Raw genomic sequence first — 19,921 nt, 5'->3', positions numbered from 1 at the left:
TTGCGCTGCCAGAGGTGCACTCCGGCTTGGTGCTCAGCCACCGGAGATGGTGACCCTATTCGGGTAGAAGGCCAGATGGCGGGCAATCTGGGCGACCGCCGGGTAGGGGTCCTCGTAGGTCCAGACGGCGTCCTCGATGGTCCCGTCGGGTGTGTGCACCGAATAGTACGAGGCCTCGCCCTTGTACGGGCAGTAGGTATGGGTATCGGTGGGCTGCAGTACCTCCCAGTTCACCGCGTCGGGTGGGACGTAGTACACGGGCGGGTAGGTGGCCTCCTGCAGCCGCAGGGCATTGGTTGTGTCGGCGATAGTGACGTCGCCGGACGTGACCACGATGTGACTGGTGGAGGGCTCGATGTGGATCGGATGGTCCGGGCCGGGAACCAAATGCGGCCTGTCGGGGGAGGACATGTTTCCGAGAGTAGGCCTCTTTCAGAGGCAGCCGGCGGCCTTGTGTCACGGGTCGTAGATCCCAGCTCCGATCGGCTGTACCCCTTCAGTTTCTAGCCGACGCAAGGCCCGAGAGCGCTATGGTCTGCCACATGGCCGACCGAACTGACCCTGACGAGCTGTTCGGCATTGACGCGCTGCTCAGCGACGAGGAACGCGCGATCCGTGACAGCGTGCGTGCGCTGGTCAACGCACGCGTGGTGCCGAACGTCCAGCGGTGGTACGAGCACGGCGACTTACCGGTACGGAAGCTGGCGTTGGAGCTCGGCAAGATCGGTGTGCTCGGCATGCACCTGCAGGGTTATGGATGCTCCGGAACATCCTCTGTCGCATATGGACTGGCGTGCATGGAGCTGGAGGCGGGTGACTCGGGTATCCGTTCGTTGGTCAGCGTGCAGGGATCGTTGGCGATGTACGCCATCTACGCCTACGGCAGTGACGCGCAGAAACAGAAGTGGCTGCCCCGGATGGCGACGGGGGAGGAGCTGGGTTGTTTCGGTCTGACCGAACCCGATTTCGGGTCCGATCCCGGTGGAATGCGCACCTATGCCCGACGCGAGGGCACCGACTGGATCATCAGCGGCACCAAGATGTGGATTACCAACGGATCGATAGCCGATGTCGCGGTTATCTGGGCGCAGACCGACGACGGAGTTCGTGGCTTCTTGGTGTCGACGGATTCGGCGGGATTCAACGCCCAGACCATCCGCTCCAAGATGTCGTTGCGTGCGTCGGTGACAGCCGAGCTCATTCTCAGCGACGTTCGAGTACCGGAGAAGAACCGGCTGCCTCAGGCGATCGGGCTCAAGGCTCCGCTGTCGTGCCTTAACGAGGCGCGCTTCGGCATCATCTTCGGGTCGATGGGCGCGGCGCGCGAATGCCTGCGTACCGCACTCGATTACGCGCAGACCAGGGAACAGTTCGATCGCCCGATCGCGGGATTCCAGCTGACCCAGGAGAAGCTCGCGAATATGGCGCTCGAATACGGCAAGGGTGTGCTGCTGGCATTACATCTCGGTCGCCGCAAGGACGCGGGGACGCTCATCACCCCGCAGGTCAGCCTGGGCAAGCTCAACAATGTGCGCGAGGCTATCGAGATCGCCAGAACGGCCCGGACAATCCTTGGCGCCAATGGGATTTCGGGTGAGTATCCGGTGATGAGGCATGCCAACAACTTGGAGTCTGTATTGACCTACGAGGGGACCAGCGAGATGCACACGTTGGTGATCGGTCAGGCACTTACCGGAATCGCGGCATTCCGGTAAGTGCCCTAACGCCGACACGCCACCTAGTGGCGGAATCGTGCGATACGAATCCGCCGCTAGACGGCGTGTCGGGAAGAGCGTGCGGTTAGTACTTGCCGAAGGCGGTCGCCACATTGTGGCCGCCGAAGCCGAACGAGTTGTTCACGGCGTACTTGTAGTCGCCCTTACGGGGCTCCTTGCTGACGATGTCGAGTTCAATCTCAGGGTCAGGCGTTTCGTAGTTGAGGGTGGGAGGAATAACACCCTCCATCAACGATTTCACCGTGATGATGGCCTCTACGGCACCGACAGCACCGACGGAGTGCCCGAGCGCCCCCTTGGGCGCGTAGACGGCGGCATGCTGCAGACCGGCGTGCCGGATGGCATTGGCCTCGGCCACGTCGCCGACGCTGGTCGCGGTGGCATGCGCATTGATGTGGTCGATGTCCTTGGGGTCCAGGCCGGCGGTCTCCAGGGCCCGGGTCATGGCGCGCGCCGCACCGAGGCCTTCCGGGTGCGGGGCCACCACGTGGTACCCGTCCGAGGTGATGCCCGCGCCCAGGAGGCGGGCGTAGATCCGCGCTCCACGGGCCTTCGCATGCTCTTCGGTCTCGATGACCATGAGCGCCGCGCCCTCGCCGAACACGAAGCCGGTGCGGTTCTTGTCGAACGGCCGCGATGCCCCGGCGGGGTTGTCGTTATTGGTCGAGAGCACGATGCGCATATTCGCGAATGCCGCGATCGGCACGGCCTCGATGACTGCCTCGACACCGCCGCAGATGGCGATATCGGCGTCGCCATACGCGATCTGACGCCAGGCGTGCGCGATGCCCTCGTTACCCGAGGCGCAGGCCGATACGGGCGTGATCACGCCGCCGCGCGCGTGGCGTTCCAGGCCGATGACAGCTGCGGGGCCGTTTGGCATGAACATCTGAACCGCCAGGGGCGAAACGACTTTGGTGCCATTGATGCGCATCGCGTCATAGGCCTCCATCATTTTCTCGGCCCCGCCGAGGCCGGTGCCAACCGAAACCGCAAGGCGTTCTAGATCGACGTCGGGAGCGCCGGCGTCCTCCCACACCTGACGACCGAGGAACGCCGCCAGGCGCTGCACATAGGACAGGCGACGATGCTCGATCTTCGTCATGTCCTTGTCGAAGTCGCGGACCTTGAGGTGCCCGCCGATACGCACCGGCAGGTTGTATTGGGCGACGAAATCGTCCTCGAGGGTGCGGATACCGCTCTCTCCATTGAGCAATCCCTGCCAGGTGCCCTCGATATCGGGCGCTATCGAGGTCGTCATGGCCATGCCGGTCACGACGATGCTCGGGAAGCCGCCGTTTGCGGTAGATGGTTTGTTCATTGTCTATATCCCCCCATGGACATGTCCGTGGCGACCACGCGCTATCCCCTTTCGAACTCATCGATGAGCTATCTGCTAGATGGAATTTTAATGAGCTGCCTGCTAGCGAACTCAGCCAGGGTGGGTCACGAGGTGGATTCAGACATGAACCCTATGCGAAATTTGTGTAGGAACTGCACGAATTGGCCAGGTGTGTCCTGGCGGTTGACTTCTCATCGTATGGCGCGTCCGATGGAGTGGGCAAATGAAGAAAGGGTCTAGTTACCTGGGCCCGACCAGGGTGAATGTGACCCGTCGCACAATGCCCGCCGCAGCGGGAGATCTGTAGCATTGCTCACTATTGGGTCTAGTTTGCCTTGAGATAGGAGCGGCATGCGGGTTGATGGGGACACGTGGGACATCACCTCCAGCGTGGGTGCGACTGCTCTCGGAGTAGCCGCCGCACGCGCCACCGAAACACTGCGCCCCGACGCGCTGATCAGCGATCCGTTCGCGCGGATCCTCGTCGACGCGACCGGTAAGTCGACGGGTTGGGAACAGCTGGCGGCGGGTGACGTCGACTGGCCGGATCCCGAGGCCGGCCGGATCTACGGCCGGATGGTCGATTACCAGGCCACCCGCACCAACTTCTTCGACGCCTACTTCCTTGCCGCGACCGCCGCGGGTATCCGGCAGGTCGTCATCCTGGCCTCCGGGCTGGACTCCCGCGCATACCGCCTCGACTGGCCGACCGGCACCACCGTGTACGAGATCGATCAGCCCCAAGTTCTCGAATTCAAGGCCGCTGCGCTCGCCGGCTATCAGCCGACGGCGCAGCGACGCGGTGTGGCCATCGACCTGCGCGAGGACTGGCCGGCCGCGCTGCGTGATGCCGGGTTCGATTCCGCGCAGCCGACCGCATGGCTTGCCGAGGGCCTGCTGCCGTATCTGCCAGCCGATGCGCAAGACAGCCTCTTCGTCAACGTCGGAGCGTTGAGCGCGCAGGGCAGCCGCATTGCCGTGGAGGGATATCACGGCAAGCTGGTCATGGACGAGAGCGAGGAAGAGGCCGCCCGCCGTGAACAGGTGCGCGCCGCCTTCAAGACCGCCGTCGATGTCGACGTCAAGATCGAAAACCTTGTCTACGAGGACGAGAACCGGGCCGATCCCGCCGAATGGCTTGGGGCGCAAGGATGGTCGGTGACCAAGACCGACGCACACGACGAGATGGCGCGGCTGGGACGGCCGGTACCCGAGGACATCGAGCACGGGACATTCCGCGGCCAGCTGATCCAGGGAGAACTCCGGTGACCGACAGGACCGCACGCACCGAAGACGACAGCTGGGACATCGCAAGCAGCGTGGGCGCCACCGCGGTAATGGTGGCCGCAGCCCGTGCGGCCGAAACTCGCAGCGACACACCGCTGATCGACGACCCGTTTGCGCACCTTCTCGTCGAACGCGCGGGGGCTGGGGCCTGGTCGGTGATCGCGAGCGATGATCTGCGGCAGCAGCTCGCCGGGCTCGACCCAGATGCCGACCGCATCATGCAGTACGCGGTGGACTACCAGGCAGTGCGCACTCGATTCTTCGACGGATTCTTTGAGCGGACAGCCCACGCGGGAATCACTCAGGTGGTGATCCTTGCTGCCGGCCTGGATTCTCGTGCTTATCGGCTGGATTGGCCGGTCGGCACCACCGTGTACGAGATCGACCAGCCGCTGGTGCTGCAGTACAAGCGAGAGACGCTTGACGAGCACGATGTGCGGCCGGCTTGTCTCAGGCGGGAGGTGCCGGTCGACCTGAGGCAGGACTGGCCGGCGGCATTGCAGCAGGAGGGATTCGATGTCGCATCGCCCACCGCATGGCTGGCCGAGGGGCTCCTCATGTATCTGCCGACCGAGGCACAGGACAGGCTCTTCGAACTGATCGTGGGCCAGAGCGCGCCGGGCAGTCGGATCGCCGTCGAGGCCGTGGGGCCGGACAACGCCAAGCGGCAAGAGTTTCGCAGCAGGATGGGTGAACACTTCGACCGGGCTCGCAAGCTGGCGGGAATCGACGGAGAGTCACTCGATGTCGGGTCGCTGATGTACCACGACGAAAACCGCACCGATGTCCCGCAGTGGCTCGCCGGCCGCGGGTGGACGGTGCGGGCGATACCCGCCGAGGTGGAGATGGTTGATGCGGGCCGGTCGGCCTATCTCGAGGAGGACCTGCGCGGGAACACCCTGATCGAGGCCGAGCTCAAGGGCTAGCGCCAATGTCACGCGTTCCGCCAGGTGGCGTCGGCGTCTGGGGTGCGGGGGTTCTCAGGCCCCAACCGGTTGGTTACCATCGGTGATACAGCTCACTAAGCTGCCATCGTTAGTCCGTGTGTATGTGCGTGGCCTGCGGCGATGTGCTTGACGATGAGCGTGCAATCGAGAGGAACGGATATGACCACCGAGATCTCTACGCCCGCCGAGCAGGACGCTGCGCCCGAGCCCTCGCGCATTCCGGACATCGTCCGGGGCCTGCGGGAAACATTCGCGACCGGTCGGACCCGCGATTACCACTGGCGCAAGGCTCAGTTGGTCGGCCTGGAGCGACTCTTCTCCGAGAACGAGGCCGTCATCGCCACCGCGTTGCACGAGGATTTGGGTCGCTCCTCGGCCGAAGCCTGGATCGCCGATGTTGTCGGGTCGGTCGTCGAGGTCGTCTATGCCCGCAAGAACCTCCGACGCTGGATGCGACGCAGGCGAGTGCGGGGTCTTCCGCTCGCCCAGCTGCCGGCCAAGGCATGGTCGGTACCCGAGCCGTACGGCACGGTGCTGGTCATCGGTGCGTGGAACTTCCCGCTGTACCTGACGCTCGGGCCTGTGGTCGGCGCGCTGGCTGCGGGCAATACGGTGGCCATCAAGCCATCGGAGATCGCGCCCGCCTCGTCGGCGTTGATGGCCAAACTGATTCCGCAGTACCTCGACCCGCATGCAGTGGCGGTTGTCGAGGGAGACGGCTCGGTGACGCAGGAACTGCTCGCCCAGGGTTTTGACAAGGCACTGTTCACCGGTGGCGCCGAGATCGGCAAGCGCATCCTGGAAGGTGCGGCGCAACACCTGACACCGGTCGCGTTGGAACTGGGGGGCAAGTCACCCGTCTACGTGGCCGCCGACGCCAACATCGAGGTGGCCGCTCGCCGCATCGGATACATGAAGGGCCTCAACTCCGGTCAGGTGTGTCTGGCCCCCGACTACGTATTGGTCGACCCGGCGGTTCGCGATGAGTTGGTCGAGAAGATCACGGCTGCGTGGGCGGAGTTCCAGGCCGATAAGGAGTCCAAGGGACTGCGGATAGTCAACCAGCGCCAGTTCGATCGCTTGGTGGGTTACCTAGCCGCGACCGAAGGAGAGGTTGCCACCGGCGGTGGCACCGATGCTTCTGCGCTCACCATCGAGCCGACGATCGTGGTGGATCCGAGTGCGGATGAGCCGCTTATGCAGAACGAGATCTTCGGGCCGATCCTTCCTGTGCTGACGGCCGACTCCTTGAGCGACGCCATCGACTTCATCAACTCGCGGCCAAAGCCACTGGCTGCCTACGCCTTTACTGAGTCCAAGCAGGTCGGTAACCGATTCATCGACGACGTGCCGGCCGGCGGCACGGTGATCAACCACCTGCTCTACCACGCTGTCATCCCGAAACTGCCCTTTGGCGGTGTCGGTGCCAGCGGCATGGGCTCCTACCACGGCAAGGCCGGCTTCGACGAGTTCAGCCACCTCAAATCAACTCTGTACAAGAGCACCAAGATGGACCTCAAGCTGCCGTACCCGCCGTACCTGGAGAAGAACCTGAAGTTGATGAAAAAGCTTATGTAGCTAGAGGTTTCGTTCTCCGTATTATTCAGCAACCCAACGATGTGCCAAGTGAATAGGAGTTCTGCATGCCGGGAGTGCAAGACCGGGTAATTGTCGTGACCGGAGCCGGTGGGGGATTGGGGCGCGAGTACGCGCTCACGCTGGCCGGCGAGGGTGCCTCGGTGGTCGTCAACGACTTGGGCGGTTCCCGCGACGGATCTGGAGCCGGTTCGGCGATGGCCGACGGTGTGGTCGAGGAGATCAAGGCGGCCGGTGGCCGCGCCGTCGCCAACTACGACAGCGTCGCCACCGAAGAAGGTGCCGCCAACATCGTCAAGACCGCCATCGACGAGTTTGGGGCCATCCACGGTGTGGTGAGCAACGCCGGCATCCTGCGAGACGGCACGTTCCACAAGATGACCTACGACGGTTGGCATGCGGTGCAACAGGTTCACCTGTACGGCGGGTACAACATCACCCGCGCCGCCTGGTCACATTTCCGGGACCAAGGCTACGGGCGCATCGTGGTCGCCACCTCAACCAGCGGATTGTTCGGCAATTTCGGGCAGGCCAACTACAGCGCGGCCAAGCTCGGTCTCGTCGGGCTCATCAACACCCTCGCGTTGGAGGGTGCGAAGTACAACATCCACTCCAACGCGATTGCACCGATCGCAGCCACCCGCATGACCGCCGATATCGCCCCCGAGGCGGTGCTGGACAAGCTGCCCCCGTCCTTCGTGGCCCCGGTCGTCGGATACCTGTGTACCGAGGAAAGCACTGACAACGGTTCGGTTTTCGTGGTCGGCGGCGGCAAGGTGCAACGCGTCGCGCTGTTCGAGAATGCCGGCGCGGATTTCGATGCACCGCCGACGGTCGACGATGTCGCGGCGAAGTGGTCGCAGATCGCCGATTTGTCGAATGCCGTTAAGGCCGGCCCTCCGTCGCTCGCATGAAAGCGATACAGGCGCAGTCACTGTCGGGCCCGGAGGGGCTGGTCTACACCGATGTTGAGGAGCCGCGCGGTGACAACGTCGTCATCGTCGACGTCAAGGCCGCGGGAGTCTGCTTTCCTGACTATCTGATGACCAAGGGCGAATACCAGCTGAAGATGGAGCCGCCCTTCGTCCCGGGGATCGAAACCGCCGGAGTGGTGCGATCGGCTCCGGAGGGTTCCGGGATCAATCCCGGTGACCGGGTGATGGCATTCAATTTCATTGGCGGATATGCCGAACGCGTGGCAGTGGCTCCGTCCAACATCCTGCCCACCCCGCCGCAGCTGGACGATGCCGAGGCCGTCGCGCTTATTGCGAACTACCACACCATGTACTTCGCCTATGCCCGCCGCGGACAGCTTCGTGCCGGGGAGACGGTGCTGGTACTTGGTGCGGCAGGTGGAATCGGCACCGCTGCGATCCAGATAGCCAAGGGCATGGGTGCCAAGGTCATCGCCGTGGTCAACCGGACTGCTGCAACGGAATTCGTCAAGAGCGTCGGTGCCGACATCGTGTTGCCGCTAGAAGAGGGCTGGGCGAAGGCCGTGCGGGAGGCGACCGGCGGCATCGGTGTCGACATGGTGGTCGACCCGATCGGTGGACCCGCCTTCGACGATGCGGTGCGCACGCTGGCCTCCGAAGGACGGCTGCTGGTCGTCGGATTCGCGGCCGGTGCGATACCGACAATCAAGGTAAATCGCCTCTTGCTGCGTAACGCCTCGCTGGTCGGTGTGGCCTGGGGTGAGTTCCTGCGTACGCATTCGGAGTACCTGTATGAAACCCAGGCAGGGCTGGAGAAGCTGGTGGCGGAGGGCATGCGGCCACCCGTGAGTGCGCGGGTGCCGTTGTCCGAAGGGCGTCAAGCGCTTCAAGACTTCGCCGACGGCAAGGTGTTCGGAAAGATGGTATTGGTTCCGTAATGGCCAAGGTGTTCAACGGAATCGCCCAGGTCGCCATCGGCGACCTGGGTACCACCGATTGGCTTTTGGTGGACCAGGGGCGCGTCAACACCTTCGCCGACGCGACCGGCGATCACCAATGGATCCATGTAGATCCCGAACGCGCCGCTCAAGGTCCGTTCGGCGGAACCATCGCCCACGGGCTGCTCACCTTGGCCTTATTGCCGCAGTTCCAGTTGCAGCTAATCCGTGTCGACAACATCTCGATGGGAATCAACTACGGCTACAACAAGGTTCGATTCATCAATCCGGTTCGGGTGGGATCGAGGCTTAGGGCCCGAGGAGAGATCGCCAACGTCGATCAGAAACCCGGTGCCGTGGACGTGACGATCTTGACGACCGTGGAGATCGACGGCGCAGACAAGCCGGCCTGTGTGGCCGAATCGATTTCGCGGTACATCGCGTAGTGCGTCTGAGTGCCGCGTTAGCGGTCCGGGGGCACAGGGCATTTCATGCGCTCCATCGCAAGAGGCGAAGAACAACAAGGTCATAGGCGTGATACCTACTCTCGCCCAATAGAATCGCGACCGAGGCTTTGTCAATTGATTGGACACCCAACAGTGCAGGGTGTCGAAAATCTCACCGTGATCTACGACGATGTGTAGATCACGTCAGTCAGGTGTTATGTTACTGCTCAGTTCGGGCCTCGCTTTCTCTGTGACCAGCGAAGATAGTGGCCCGAGAGGTTTGGGACGAGAGGGCATCAGGTGGGTCTGCCAGCACACGGACGTGTTGCCGCCGAGCATTCGATCGTGAGTGCACGATGACCACGTTCGAGGGGACACGCCCGGCGCGGTCGGCCACGCCTTCACGCGATGCGGTATCCGGCGCCCTCAAAGAGTACGTACGCAAGCATCCGGTGCAGGCGGTGGAGACCGCGGGCAGCCAGATCGTGTTGGGCATCCGGTCGATGCAGTACATGTTCTCCGATCTCTTCCACCGCATGTTCCCGTGGAAGGAATTCATTCACCAGGGTGCGTTCATGGCCGGTAGCGCGGTGGTGCCGACGCTGCTCGTCGCGATCCCGATCGGTGTCACTCTCTCCATTCAGTTCGCCTTGTTGGCAGGCCAGGTCGGCGCTTCCTCCCTGGCCGGTGCGGCCAGTGGTGTCGCGATCGTGCGCCAGGGCGCCTCGCTGGTGGCTGCGGTGCTGATGGCCTCCGCGGTCGGCTCGGCCATTACCGCGGACCTGGGATCACGGACCATGCGCGAAGAGATCGACGCCATGGAAGTGATGGGTGTGTCGGTGATCCGACGGCTCGTCGTGCCCCGCGTCGCCGCAGCCGTCCTAGTGGGCGTCGGGCTGACAGGTACCACCTGCTTCGTCGGCTTCCTGGCGAGTTATTTGTTCAACGTGTATTTCCAGCACGGCGCGCCTGGCAGCTTCGTCGCCACCTTCGCCTCGTTCACCCGAGTCGACGATCTGATTCTGGCGCTGCTCAAGGCCATTCTCTACGGTCTCATCGTCGCCATCGTCGCGTGCGATAAGGGGCTGACCACCAAGGGCGGTCCGGCCGGGGTCGCCAACTCGGTGAACGCCGCCGTCGTCGAATCGATCCTGATCCTCATGCTGGTCAACGTGCTCGTCAGCCAGGTGTACGTCATGGTCTTCCCCAGACACGGGATATAAGGGCGCGCCATGACTATCTCCGCATATCGCCCCAAGGGCGTCCAGCCGATCATCGACGCCGGGCATAAGGTCGGCCAGTCGGTTCGTCGTCTCGGGCACATGCTGGCGTTCTTCGTGGAGGCCATCGCGTCCATCCCGAACACCCTGCGCTACTACTCCAAGGAGTTCTTCCGGCTGCTGGGGGATGTGACCTGGGGTAACGGATCGCTGGTGACCGGTGGCGGAACGGTCGGCGTCGCTGCCGTACTGGGTGGCACGATCGGCGCCCTGATCGGTATCGAGGCTTACAACCTGCTGAACATCATCGGCCTGGGCCCGGCCACCGGATTCATCTCTTCCCTGGTGTCGACCCGTGAGCTGGCGCCGGTGATGGCTGCCCTCGCCTTCGCGATGCAGGCCGGTTGCCGGTTCACCGCGCAGCTGGGCGCCCAGCGCATCAACGAGGAGATCGACGCGCTGGACGCGCTGGCGATCCGGCCCATCCCGTACCTGGTGACGACGCGGCTGCTGGCGTCCACCGTCGCGGTCGTCCCGCTGTATCTGTTGTGCCTCGTCGTCAGCTACATCACCTGCCGCCTGCTCGTCGGGATCTCCAGCGGAGGCTCGATCGGCGGCGCCTACGACCACTACTTCACGATGATGTTGAGCGGCACCGACATCGTCTACTCGGTAATCAAGGCCGTCATCTTCGTGTGGATCGCCTCGACCATCCAGTGCTACTTCGGATTCAACGCCTCGGGCGGGCCCGAAGGCGTGGGCGTGGCCGCGGGGCACGCCATGCGCGCGGCCATCACCGTCGTGATCATCGTGAACATGCTTCTCACCATGGCGCTCTGGGGAGTCGATGCCGGCGCAAGGTTCGGTGGTTGATGTGAGCAATTCGATTTCCCCGAACGGACGTGGCTGGTCCGACCGTGCCCTGCTGCTCGGCGGTCTTTCGGTGCTCACCATCCTCGCGTTGGTGACGGGCCTGTTGCTGGCCAAGTCCAAGGGTTACCTGGAAGACACCGTCAAGGTCGAGGCACAACTGACGAACGTTGGCGACGGCCTGCCCGAGCGTGCCGACGTGAAGTTCCGGGGCATGCTCGTCGGCGCCGTCACTTCCGTCATCCCTGCCGAGGATGGCAAGCCGAACATCGTGCAGATCGACCTGAAGGCGGAGCACGCTCAAGGGATTCCGAGCACAGTCACCGCGCGCGTGGTGCCGAGCAATGTGTTCGCGGTCTCCTCGGTGCAGTTGGTCGACAATGGTGACGGCGCAGCGGTGCGCGACGGCGCCGTGATCTCCGAGGACACCAAACTGCCGACGGTGCTGTTCCAGACCACCACCAACAAGCTGCGCCAGGTGCTCGCCGCCACCGAACGGCAACGGGGCGATCCGCCGATCGGTTTGATCGGCGTACTTGGGGAGGCCACCCAGGGACGCGGTGACAAGCTGTTGACCTCGGGTGCGCGGCTGCAGAGCATCCTCACCGAGTTCAACGCTATGGTCACCGCCAGCCCCAATGATCCCTCGACGATCGCCGCGCTGGAGAAGATGACGGAAGCGCTCAGCACCACCTCGCCGCGGCTGCTGGACAATCTGGAGAACGCCCTGGTGCCGCTGCGCACCCTGGCCCAGAAGCAATCCGATGTGCGCGGGCTGCTCTCGGCGGGCTTGCACACGACCGGTACAGCCGCCACCGCCATTGATAACCACATCGACCAGATGATCGGAATCGGTACCCACCTGACCCCGGTCGTCGGAGTCCTCGCACAGCACTCGGACAAGTTCACACCGATCGCCTCACGTATCAGGGTGCTGTCGGATGCGATATTCGCCAATGGTTGGGATCCGGGTCGCCAGGTTCTCGGCCTCAACCTGATCCTGTCGTTTACCCCGGCCTGGACGTACGTGCGTGACGACTGCCCGCGGTACGGCGAACTCGCCGGACCCAGCTGCACGACCGCACCCGAGACGCGTCAGTGGATCGACATCCCCGAGGTACTCCAGCCCGGCAGCTACAAGCCGCCGCCGGATATCGCCCCGCCTGCGGGAACGATCTTCCCGCCGACGGCCGCCGACATCATGTTGCACGGCACCGGCCCGAACCCGCAGGAGTCCGACAGGGCCGCCAATCCGGTTCTGCCGCCCTTCGGCCCACCGCCTAACCCCGCACCTGCCGGGGTGGCTCCGGCCTCGTTCGGCGGGAACGTCGGCCCAGTGGGAAGCGCAATCGAACGCGAGCAGCTCGGCAAGGCACTGGGTGGGGACCCGAGCGCCTCGCAGCAGCTACTCCTCGGTCCGGTGGCGCGTGGGACGGCAATCTCGGTCAGTCGTGACGCATCGGATGCTGATGTCGCCCAACCCAATCCAGCACAGGGGGGTGGACGATGAAGAACTTCCGGGTCGCAGTGATCGGGCTGTCGCTGTTCGTTGTCTTCGCTATCGGCGTGACGACTCTGGTGTACGGCACCTTGCTCCGTGACACCACGGGCTCGACCAAGAGCTACACCGCGATCTTCACCGATGTCACCGGTGTACGAGCCGGTGACGACGTGCGCATCGCCGGTGTGCGGGTGGGCCGCGTCGATTCGATCGAATTGGACGGCGCACTCGCCAAGCTGAAGTTCCGGGTCAAGAGCAACCAGAACCTGTACGGCAACTCGATTGTCTCGGTGACCTACCAGAACATCATCGGTCAGCGGTACATCTCGCTGTCCCGAGGATTAGAGGGTAGTCTGGAGCGTCTGGCCGAGGGCAGCGTGATCCCGGTGGAGCGCACCGAGCCCTCCTTCGACGTCGGCGCGCTGCTCAACGGATTCGAGCCGTTGTTCACGCTGCTTGACCCGAAGCAGGTCGACAACCTGTCCAACGGGCTCATCGACGCGTTTTCCGGGGACACCGGCGCGCTGGCCCATGTGGTCGCGCAGACCAGCGAGATTACGAAATCCTTTGCAGGACGGGATCAGTCGCTGGGTCAGCTCATCGACAACCTCAACACCGTCCTGGACAACGTCGCCAAGCAGAACGACAACCTGGACCAGCTCGTCGTCCAGAGTCAGAACGTCGTCGGCGAGCTGGATAACCGTCGCCAGAGCCTGGTGTCCTCCATCGGTTCGGCCACGCATGTGGTGAGCCGGATCCAAACCATCGGCGACAATGTGTACCCGCAGCTGCAAGAGATGCTCTACCGCCAGCCCGGTGCGGCCGCGCACATCCTGGCCAACCAAGACCAGTTCGCGTTCCTCGGTTCCAACCTGCCGCTGCTGCTCAAGGGTCTGGCTCGTACGACTCAGGATGGCGCATACGGAAATTCGTACGCCTGCGCGCTGAACATCAACGGCTTCTTCCCGGGACTCAACGACCTGGTTCCCGCGATCGTCCGGCACGCCACAAACGGTGGCGTCGCGAAGTACACACCGAAATGCCGAGGGATCGAATGAGCCCCCGTGAACGCACGTTAGAGGATCGCAGCAAGTTCTGGATCGGCATGATCGCCGTCGGTGTCGTCACCGCGATCATTGCCTCGATGCTGCTCTACCGCCAGATCGGATTCGGGTACACCCGGTACAAGGCCGAGTTCGCCCAGGCGGCGCAGCTCAAGGCGGGCGACTACGTCAGCGTCGCCGGTGTGGACATCGGCGAGGTGAAAAGCGTTGTGCTCGATGGCACCAAGGTGCTCGTTGACATGCGGGTGCGTGACGAGGTGAAGCTCGGCTCCGAGACGCAGGCCGCGATCAAGACCACCACACTGCTCGGCTCGCGGTACATCGAGCTGCGTCCGCGTGGCGCGGGTGTCATCCCGAACAAGCGAATCGCGTTGTCGCACACCGAGGTGCCCTACGACCTGCAGGCGTTGCTCGCAGACACGGCCGCCACCTACGAACAGGTCGACACGGCCAAGTTGGCGCAGTCCATCGACATCCTGGCCAAACAGCTCGACGGGCTGCCCGAGGCACTGCCCGACGCCATGAAAAACCTCAAGGAGCTGTCGGGGATCGTCACCACCCGGCGGGGACAGATCGGCGAGCTGCTCAAGAGTGCGTCCACCGTGACCTCGACGCTGCATCGGCAGCAGGCGAACCTCGGCCACCTGGTGTTCCAGGGCCGGGATCTGCTGGGGGAGTTCGTATCCCGGAAGGCATCGTTCCAGCGCCTGATGGGATCGATCACCAAGGTGGTCGAGCTGTTGAGCAAGGTCGTCGTCAAGGACCGGCCTGCCTTCGAGACGCTATTGCGGCAGCTCAAGGATGTCACGGCGATGGCCAGTGACCACGACGACTACGTGCGAAACCTGTTGCAGATCCTGCCCGTACCGCTACGCAACCTGACCAATGCGACGGGCTCGGCGTACTCCATGAACATCAACCTGAACAACGGTCTGGTCGTCGACAACTGGATGTGCGCGATCAGCAGCCGTTCACAGCAGTGGGGCCTTCTCGAGTACTTCAAGGACTGCGCATGAGCGTGAACGTGACCCAGCAGGGTTCCAAGGCTCGCCGAGTGTTCTTGGTCGGCGCGGTTTCCGTCCTCGCGGTGCTGGCCCTGATCGGCGGCTACCTAGGTCTACGCAAGGCCGGCCTGGTGGATGACAAGATCACCGTCACCGCACAATTCGACGAGGGGTCCGGCCTTTTCGTAGGCAATGTCGTCGAAGTGCTTGGACTGCCGGTGGGCAATATCGAATCGGTGGCGGCCAAGGGCACCTACGTTGAGGTCAAGTTCAACGTCGACAGGGACGTGAAGGTGCCGGCGAACGTCATCGCGGCCGCGTTCACCAGCTCGGTGCTCACCGACCGGCACGTCGCACTGAGCCCGCCGTACACCGAGGGGCCGGTGCTCAAGGACGGCGACACCATCCCACTCGACCGCACCCGTACTCCTGTCGGATTCGACAGGGTGCTCGCCACCGTCGACAAGCTCAGCTCGGCGATGAAGGGCGACGGCAAGGGCGGTGGTCCGGTCGCGGACCTCGTCAATGTGGGCGCACAGGCCGCTTCGGGTAACGGCGAACAGGTCAAGACCGCCCTGGACGAATTGTCCAAGGCGCTGAAGATGACCACCGACGGCGCCGAGACCAAGGACCAGCTCTCCACCATCATCAAGAGCGTGAGCTCGCTGGTGAACGCGATGTCGGAGAATGACAAGGCAATTCGTCAGTTCGGCTCTGCTGTACACGGCACCTCCGAGGTCTTGGCCGCCGAGCGGTTCGGGACTGGCACCACGGGACGTAAGGCGAACGAGGTCCTCAAGAACACCGCCGAGCTCATCGATAAGAACCGTGACGTCATCAAGGGTCTGCTCGGAAACGCCAACGTCACCGTGAAGTCGTTGACCGACAACCAGCGCGAGCTCAAGGAAACCCTGGATCTGCTGCCGCTGCTGCTGGACAACCTGGATCGCACCATCGACCCGGTGAACGGGTCGATCCGACTGCACCCGATGTTGGACAAGCTGCTGCTCGAGAGCCAGTTCAGCAAGGAAATCTGCAACATGATGGGTCTGCGGCAGCTTGGATGCAGCACCGGGACGCTGGCCGATTACGGTCCCGATTTCGGGCTGACGTACATGCTCGACGGCATGACCAGGATGGGGCAGTGATGAGGCGCCCGCAGGCGGGAGGGACCCCCAGCATGCGCGAAGAGCGTGGGACACGGATGCGAATTTCGAAGCTGAGGCTCGCCACTCTCGCGTCGGTCGGTGTTCTCGCCGTATCTGCTTGCTCCCCACCGGGACTCGACAGCCTCCCGCTTCCCGCCCCCAATATGGGCTCGGAGTCCTACAAGCTGACTGCGCGGTTCGCCAACGCACTCAACCTGCCCGCGAAGGCCAAGGTGCGTCTCGGCGGTGCCGATGTCGGCGAGGTCGAGTCGATGGAGGCCGTCGACTATGTGGCAGTGGTTCAGCTGCGGGTGCGGCAGGGTGTGCGATTGCCCGTCGGAACCACCGCCCAATTGCGTACGGCGACCCCGCTTGGCGACGTGTTCGTCGCCGTGACGCCGCCGGCTAAACCGACCGGTCAGCTCCTCAAAGACGGGGGCACCCTGGACCTGGAGAGCACGTCATCGGCCGCCACGGTCGAGGGCGTGCTGGCCTCCGCGGCCGTGCTCGTCAACGGCGGTGTCATCCGCAACCTGACGCACCTGGTCAATGGACTCGGAAAGTCTTCCGGCGGTGAAGGTAGCAACGGCATCGTCTTTGGCAACATCGTGAAGCAGTCCGATCAACTGATGGGCACACTCAACGGCCGTTCGGCGCAGATCCAGAACTCGCTGGACAAGACCTCCCAGTTGGCGTCGACACTGTCGTCTCGGGAGAAGACGATCAACGATCTGCTGGAATCCTCGGCGCCGGCACTGAATGCGATCGATCCAGATCAGGTGGGCGACCTCGCAGACACCGTGGGGCACATCTCCGATCAGCTGTCGAAATTCCCGTCGATCCAGGGCACCGATAGCCGCAGCATGATCGCCGACTTCAACTCGATCGCGCGCGGGTTCAACGACATCGCGACGAGCCCGGACACCAGCCTGGTCGCGCTGAACCGTTTGATACCAGTTGCCGTCAAGGCGAACGCGGGTAGCGCACTGGCCGTCGATGTCAACATGGCCAAGTTGGCACTCGGCAACTGGCCCGATGCCGGGTACAAGGGTGACCCGACATTCCACGGTCCCAAGCAGGCGGATTGGGGTTACCTCGTCGGCAGTTTCAAGTACGCGCTGTACCGACTGCAGGAGCGGGTCGTGGGTCAGGGTCCGAACCCGCCTGCGCCGAATCCTCCGGCGCCGGAGCCTGCTCCCGCGCCGGCCGCACCCGAGCCGGGACCGGGCCGATGACCGCGCCCGAGGTGAGGCCGGCCCAGTCCGGGGGTCTGCTGGAATCGATTTCCCGCGGACTGCTGGCGCTGTCCGACGTCTTCAAGCGCAGCTGGAAGTGGCTGTCCGTGGTCGGATTGGTTGCGATCCTCGTCATCTGCGTCGGATACGTGATGTTCGGGACCTTGAAGGTGAACCCGATCGAGTCCAAGTACCAGGTGAAGGTGCAGCTACACGAAAGTGGCGGGCTGCTGCCCAACCAGGAAGTCACACTGCGCGGGGTGCCGATCGGCCGGATTCAGTCCGTCAACCTCGAGAAGGGCGGCGTGGTCGCAACGGCGTCGATCGATGGCGGAGTGAAGTTGCCGGTCGGCAGCGAGGTGCGAGTCTCCGGGCTCTCGCCTGCCGGTGAGCAATACCTTGACTTCCGTCCGACGACCAACGCCGGTCCGTTCCTGGGGAACAACGGTGTCATCGCGTTGGGCCAGGCGACCACTCCCATGACCCTCGCAGAGGTTTTGGCCGACTCCGATGGTCTGCTGGCACAGCTCAATCCGGACAAGCTCAGCGTCATCCGTAAGGAGATCGGCGTCAGTGCGCAGGGTCCGGACAAGCTTGCCGATATCTTCGACGGCGGCACCTTCCTCATCACCACCCTCGATGGTGTGCTGCCGGAAACGGTGACCCTGCTCAAGTCCAGCAGGGTCACGTTCTCGACCCTCGTCGACCTCAACTCGGGCCTGGATGCCACCGGCCAGCAGCTGGGCAGCACCTTCGCGGGGCTGAAGAAGATGGACGGTGGATTCCGGACATTGCTCGGTACCACCCCGAAGGCGCTGACCGGTGTGGACAACCTCTTCGCCGACAACTCAGACACCATGGTGCAACTGCTGGGCAATCTCGCCACGGTTGCGCAGCTGAACTACGTGCGTGTCCCCGCACTCAATGCGCTGTTCCCCGGGCCGGAGGTGCGTGGATCAACATTGGAGAGCGTGGCGTCGATCTTCCACGACGGCGCCATCTGGGCGCTGGCCGACCTGCTGTACCCGCGGCCGACGTGCGATTACGCGACGCCGCGGAAGCCCGTATCGGACGCCAGTTTCTACGAGCCGGCGTTGTACTCCACGTATTGCGCCAACCCGGATCCAGCGGTGCTGGTGCGCGGGGCTCGCAATGCACCGCGTCCGGCCGACGATGACACCGCGGGTCCGCCGTCCAACGCGGATCTGGCCAAGGTGTCCGATCCGACGCCACGGGGCAAGTGGACCGTTCCGACGCCGTATGGTGGACCTCAGTGGCCTCTCCCGATCCCTGGGGATGCACCTTTGCCTCCCGAGGCGCCCGCGCCACCGCCCGGTTTCGGTAATACTTCACCTACCGGACGTTAGGCACGCCCGGATCGGTACCAGTAAGACGCGCAAGGAGCACAACCATGGCAGATGACGCTGTCGGCAAGGACGCCAAGAAGGCGGCTGCTAAGGAAGACGCGGATACCGCAGACTCCAAGAAGGTCGAGGCGGCTCCGGCCGCGGCGACCGAGGAAGCCGAAGCTACGGCGGACGAGGCAACGGACGCCGCTGTCGAAGAGGTCGCCGATTTCGATGCGGAGGCGTCTGCGAAGGGTGCCGATGACTCCGATGACGAGGACATCAGCCTCGAACCGGATGACGAAGACAAGGACAAGCCGGGCGGTTTCCAGCGCCGCCATCTGACCTGGACGGCGGCCGCGGTCGCCGTGATCGCCATCGCCGCCGGCACGGCCGTCGTGGGGCGGCTTTACGAAGAGCAGCGCATCGAAGAGCGGTCCTCTAGCGAGGCACTGATCGCGGCACAGGAATTCGCCGGTGTGCTGACCAACGTGGACAGCGCCAAGCTTGACGACAACTACAACAAGACCATGGACGGGTCGACAGGCAAGTTCAAAGACATGTACGGCAAGTCCAGTGCGCAGCTGCGGCAGATCCTGGTGGAGAACAAGGCAAGTTCGCGTGGCGTTGTCGTGGACTCCGCGGTGAAGTCGGCAACACCGAACAAGGTTGAGGTGCTCCTGTTCATCGATCAAGCGGTGTCCAATGTCGCGGTGCCGGACGCTCGCATGGACCGCAGCCGAGTCCAGATGACGATGGAGAAGATTGACGGACGCTGGCTCGCCAGTGACGTCGAGCTGGCCTAAGACCCGCATCCGATGACTGTCGGTGGGCTACTGCTTGTCGCCTTGGGGATTGCCGTAGGGATCGTCGGCATCGTGGTGCCCATGGTTCCCGGAACCATGTTGGTGGTGCTCTCCATCGGCGCGTGGGCGCTGTTCGAATCGACCACGAAGGCCTGGGTGGTTCTCGGAATTGTGGTGGCGCTGGCCATCGTGACCATGGTGGTGAAGTATGTGTGGCCCGCTCAGCGCATGCGTGAAGCGGGGGTACCCACTCTCAGCCTGGTGCTTGGCGGGATCGCGGCGATCATCGGGTTCTTCGTGATCCCGGTGGTGGGGTTGGTGATCGGCTTCGTGCTTGGCATTTATCTCGCGGAGTTCATTCGACGCAGCAGCCAGAAGCAGGCATGGGGAGCCACCGTCACCGCGGTGAAAGCGGTTGCCACCTCGATCGGTATCGAGATGATTGGCGCGATGGTGTCGGCGGGAATCTGGCTCGGCGCCGTGCTTACCTGATTTCTCTC

The 19,921-nt window shown here is 63.7% G+C and carries 19 protein-coding genes; 17 read left to right on the top strand and 2 right to left on the bottom strand.

Annotated features, from left to right (window positions below):
• Positions 1-33: 33 nt before the first annotated feature.
• Positions 34-411: a DUF427 domain-containing protein gene (locus MLB1_RS09415; protein WP_180749373.1), complete on the bottom strand. Its 378-nt coding sequence runs from the start codon at positions 409-411 to the stop codon at positions 34-36.
• Positions 412-542: 131 nt separating this feature from the next.
• Here MLB1_RS09415 and MLB1_RS09410 point away from each other — a divergent pair, with 131 nt between their 5' ends.
• A complete protein-coding gene (locus MLB1_RS09410; RefSeq protein ID WP_180749372.1) occupies positions 543-1,715 on the top strand; it encodes an acyl-CoA dehydrogenase family protein in 1,173 nt (390 codons plus the stop codon).
• 85 nt (positions 1,716-1,800) lie between these two features.
• Here MLB1_RS09410 and MLB1_RS09405 read toward each other — a convergent pair whose 3' ends face one another.
• On the bottom strand, positions 1,801-3,057 hold the full coding sequence (locus tag MLB1_RS09405; RefSeq protein WP_180749371.1) for a KasA/KasB family beta-ketoacyl-ACP synthase: 1,257 nt from the start codon (positions 3,055-3,057) through the stop codon (positions 1,801-1,803).
• 372 nt (positions 3,058-3,429) lie between these two features.
• Here MLB1_RS09405 and MLB1_RS09400 point away from each other — a divergent pair, with 372 nt between their 5' ends.
• The 16 genes from MLB1_RS09400 (at position 3,430) to MLB1_RS09325 (ending at position 19,913) form a co-directional block, all read left to right on the top strand.
• A complete protein-coding gene (locus tag MLB1_RS09400; RefSeq protein WP_180749370.1) occupies positions 3,430-4,347 on the top strand; it encodes a class I SAM-dependent methyltransferase in 918 nt (305 codons plus the stop codon).
• A gap of 68 nt (positions 4,348-4,415) precedes the next feature.
• Complete coding sequence (locus MLB1_RS09395) at positions 4,416-5,291, top strand: class I SAM-dependent methyltransferase (RefSeq protein WP_371750599.1); 876 nt, start codon at positions 4,416-4,418, stop codon at positions 5,289-5,291.
• A 180-nt stretch (positions 5,292-5,471) separates the two neighbouring features.
• Positions 5,472-6,890, top strand: a complete 1,419-nt coding sequence (locus tag MLB1_RS09390) for an aldehyde dehydrogenase family protein (protein WP_180749368.1) — start codon at positions 5,472-5,474, stop codon at positions 6,888-6,890.
• A gap of 65 nt (positions 6,891-6,955) precedes the next feature.
• Positions 6,956-7,822 carry an SDR family oxidoreductase gene (locus MLB1_RS09385; RefSeq protein WP_180749367.1) on the top strand — a complete coding sequence of 289 codons (867 nt, stop codon included), beginning with the start codon at positions 6,956-6,958 and terminating at the stop codon, positions 7,820-7,822.
• On the top strand, positions 7,819-8,781 hold the full coding sequence (locus tag MLB1_RS09380) for an NADPH:quinone oxidoreductase family protein (protein ID WP_180749366.1): 963 nt from the start codon (positions 7,819-7,821) through the stop codon (positions 8,779-8,781). The genes MLB1_RS09385 and MLB1_RS09380 overlap by 4 nt, the downstream gene beginning before the upstream one ends.
• Positions 8,781-9,227: a MaoC family dehydratase gene (locus MLB1_RS09375; protein ID WP_180749365.1), complete on the top strand. Its 447-nt coding sequence runs from the start codon at positions 8,781-8,783 to the stop codon at positions 9,225-9,227. Before MLB1_RS09380 ends, MLB1_RS09375 begins: the two co-directional genes overlap by 1 nt.
• Before the next feature lie 356 nt (positions 9,228-9,583).
• Positions 9,584-10,450, top strand: a complete 867-nt coding sequence (locus MLB1_RS09370) for an ABC transporter permease (RefSeq protein ID WP_180749364.1) — start codon at positions 9,584-9,586, stop codon at positions 10,448-10,450.
• A 9-nt stretch (positions 10,451-10,459) separates the two neighbouring features.
• Positions 10,460-11,320, top strand: coding sequence for an ABC transporter permease (locus MLB1_RS09365; protein ID WP_180749363.1), 861 nt, complete (start codon positions 10,460-10,462; stop codon positions 11,318-11,320).
• The gene (locus MLB1_RS09360) at positions 11,295-12,827 is read left to right on the top strand and encodes an MCE family protein (protein ID WP_180749362.1); all 1,533 of its coding nucleotides are present in this window, start codon (positions 11,295-11,297) and stop codon (positions 12,825-12,827) included. Before MLB1_RS09365 ends, MLB1_RS09360 begins: the two co-directional genes overlap by 26 nt.
• A complete protein-coding gene (locus MLB1_RS09355; protein ID WP_180749361.1) occupies positions 12,824-13,876 on the top strand; it encodes an MCE family protein in 1,053 nt (350 codons plus the stop codon). The genes MLB1_RS09360 and MLB1_RS09355 overlap by 4 nt, the downstream gene beginning before the upstream one ends.
• On the top strand, positions 13,873-14,898 hold the full coding sequence (locus MLB1_RS09350) for an MCE family protein (RefSeq protein ID WP_180749360.1): 1,026 nt from the start codon (positions 13,873-13,875) through the stop codon (positions 14,896-14,898). Before MLB1_RS09355 ends, MLB1_RS09350 begins: the two co-directional genes overlap by 4 nt.
• Entirely contained in the window at positions 14,895-16,034 is a 1,140-nt protein-coding gene (locus MLB1_RS09345; RefSeq protein ID WP_180749359.1) for an MCE family protein, read from the top strand. Before MLB1_RS09350 ends, MLB1_RS09345 begins: the two co-directional genes overlap by 4 nt.
• Positions 16,035-16,090: 56 nt before the next feature.
• On the top strand, positions 16,091-17,269 hold the full coding sequence (locus MLB1_RS09340) for an MlaD family protein (protein WP_371750598.1): 1,179 nt from the start codon (positions 16,091-16,093) through the stop codon (positions 17,267-17,269).
• Positions 17,266-18,636 carry an MlaD family protein gene (locus tag MLB1_RS09335; protein ID WP_180749357.1) on the top strand — a complete coding sequence of 457 codons (1,371 nt, stop codon included), beginning with the start codon at positions 17,266-17,268 and terminating at the stop codon, positions 18,634-18,636. The genes MLB1_RS09340 and MLB1_RS09335 overlap by 4 nt, the downstream gene beginning before the upstream one ends.
• A gap of 44 nt (positions 18,637-18,680) precedes the next feature.
• Positions 18,681-19,421, top strand: coding sequence for a hypothetical protein (locus MLB1_RS09330; protein WP_180749356.1), 741 nt, complete (start codon positions 18,681-18,683; stop codon positions 19,419-19,421).
• Positions 19,422-19,433: 12 nt separating this feature from the next.
• A complete protein-coding gene (locus MLB1_RS09325; RefSeq protein WP_180749355.1) occupies positions 19,434-19,913 on the top strand; it encodes a DUF456 domain-containing protein in 480 nt (159 codons plus the stop codon).
• Positions 19,914-19,921 lie beyond the last annotated feature (8 nt).

It is taken from the genome of Mycobacteroides sp. LB1, from assembly GCF_013449725.1.
Lineage (GTDB): Bacteria > Actinomycetota > Actinomycetes > Mycobacteriales > Mycobacteriaceae > Mycobacterium.
This window is presented reverse-complemented; position numbering and strand designations above follow the sequence as displayed.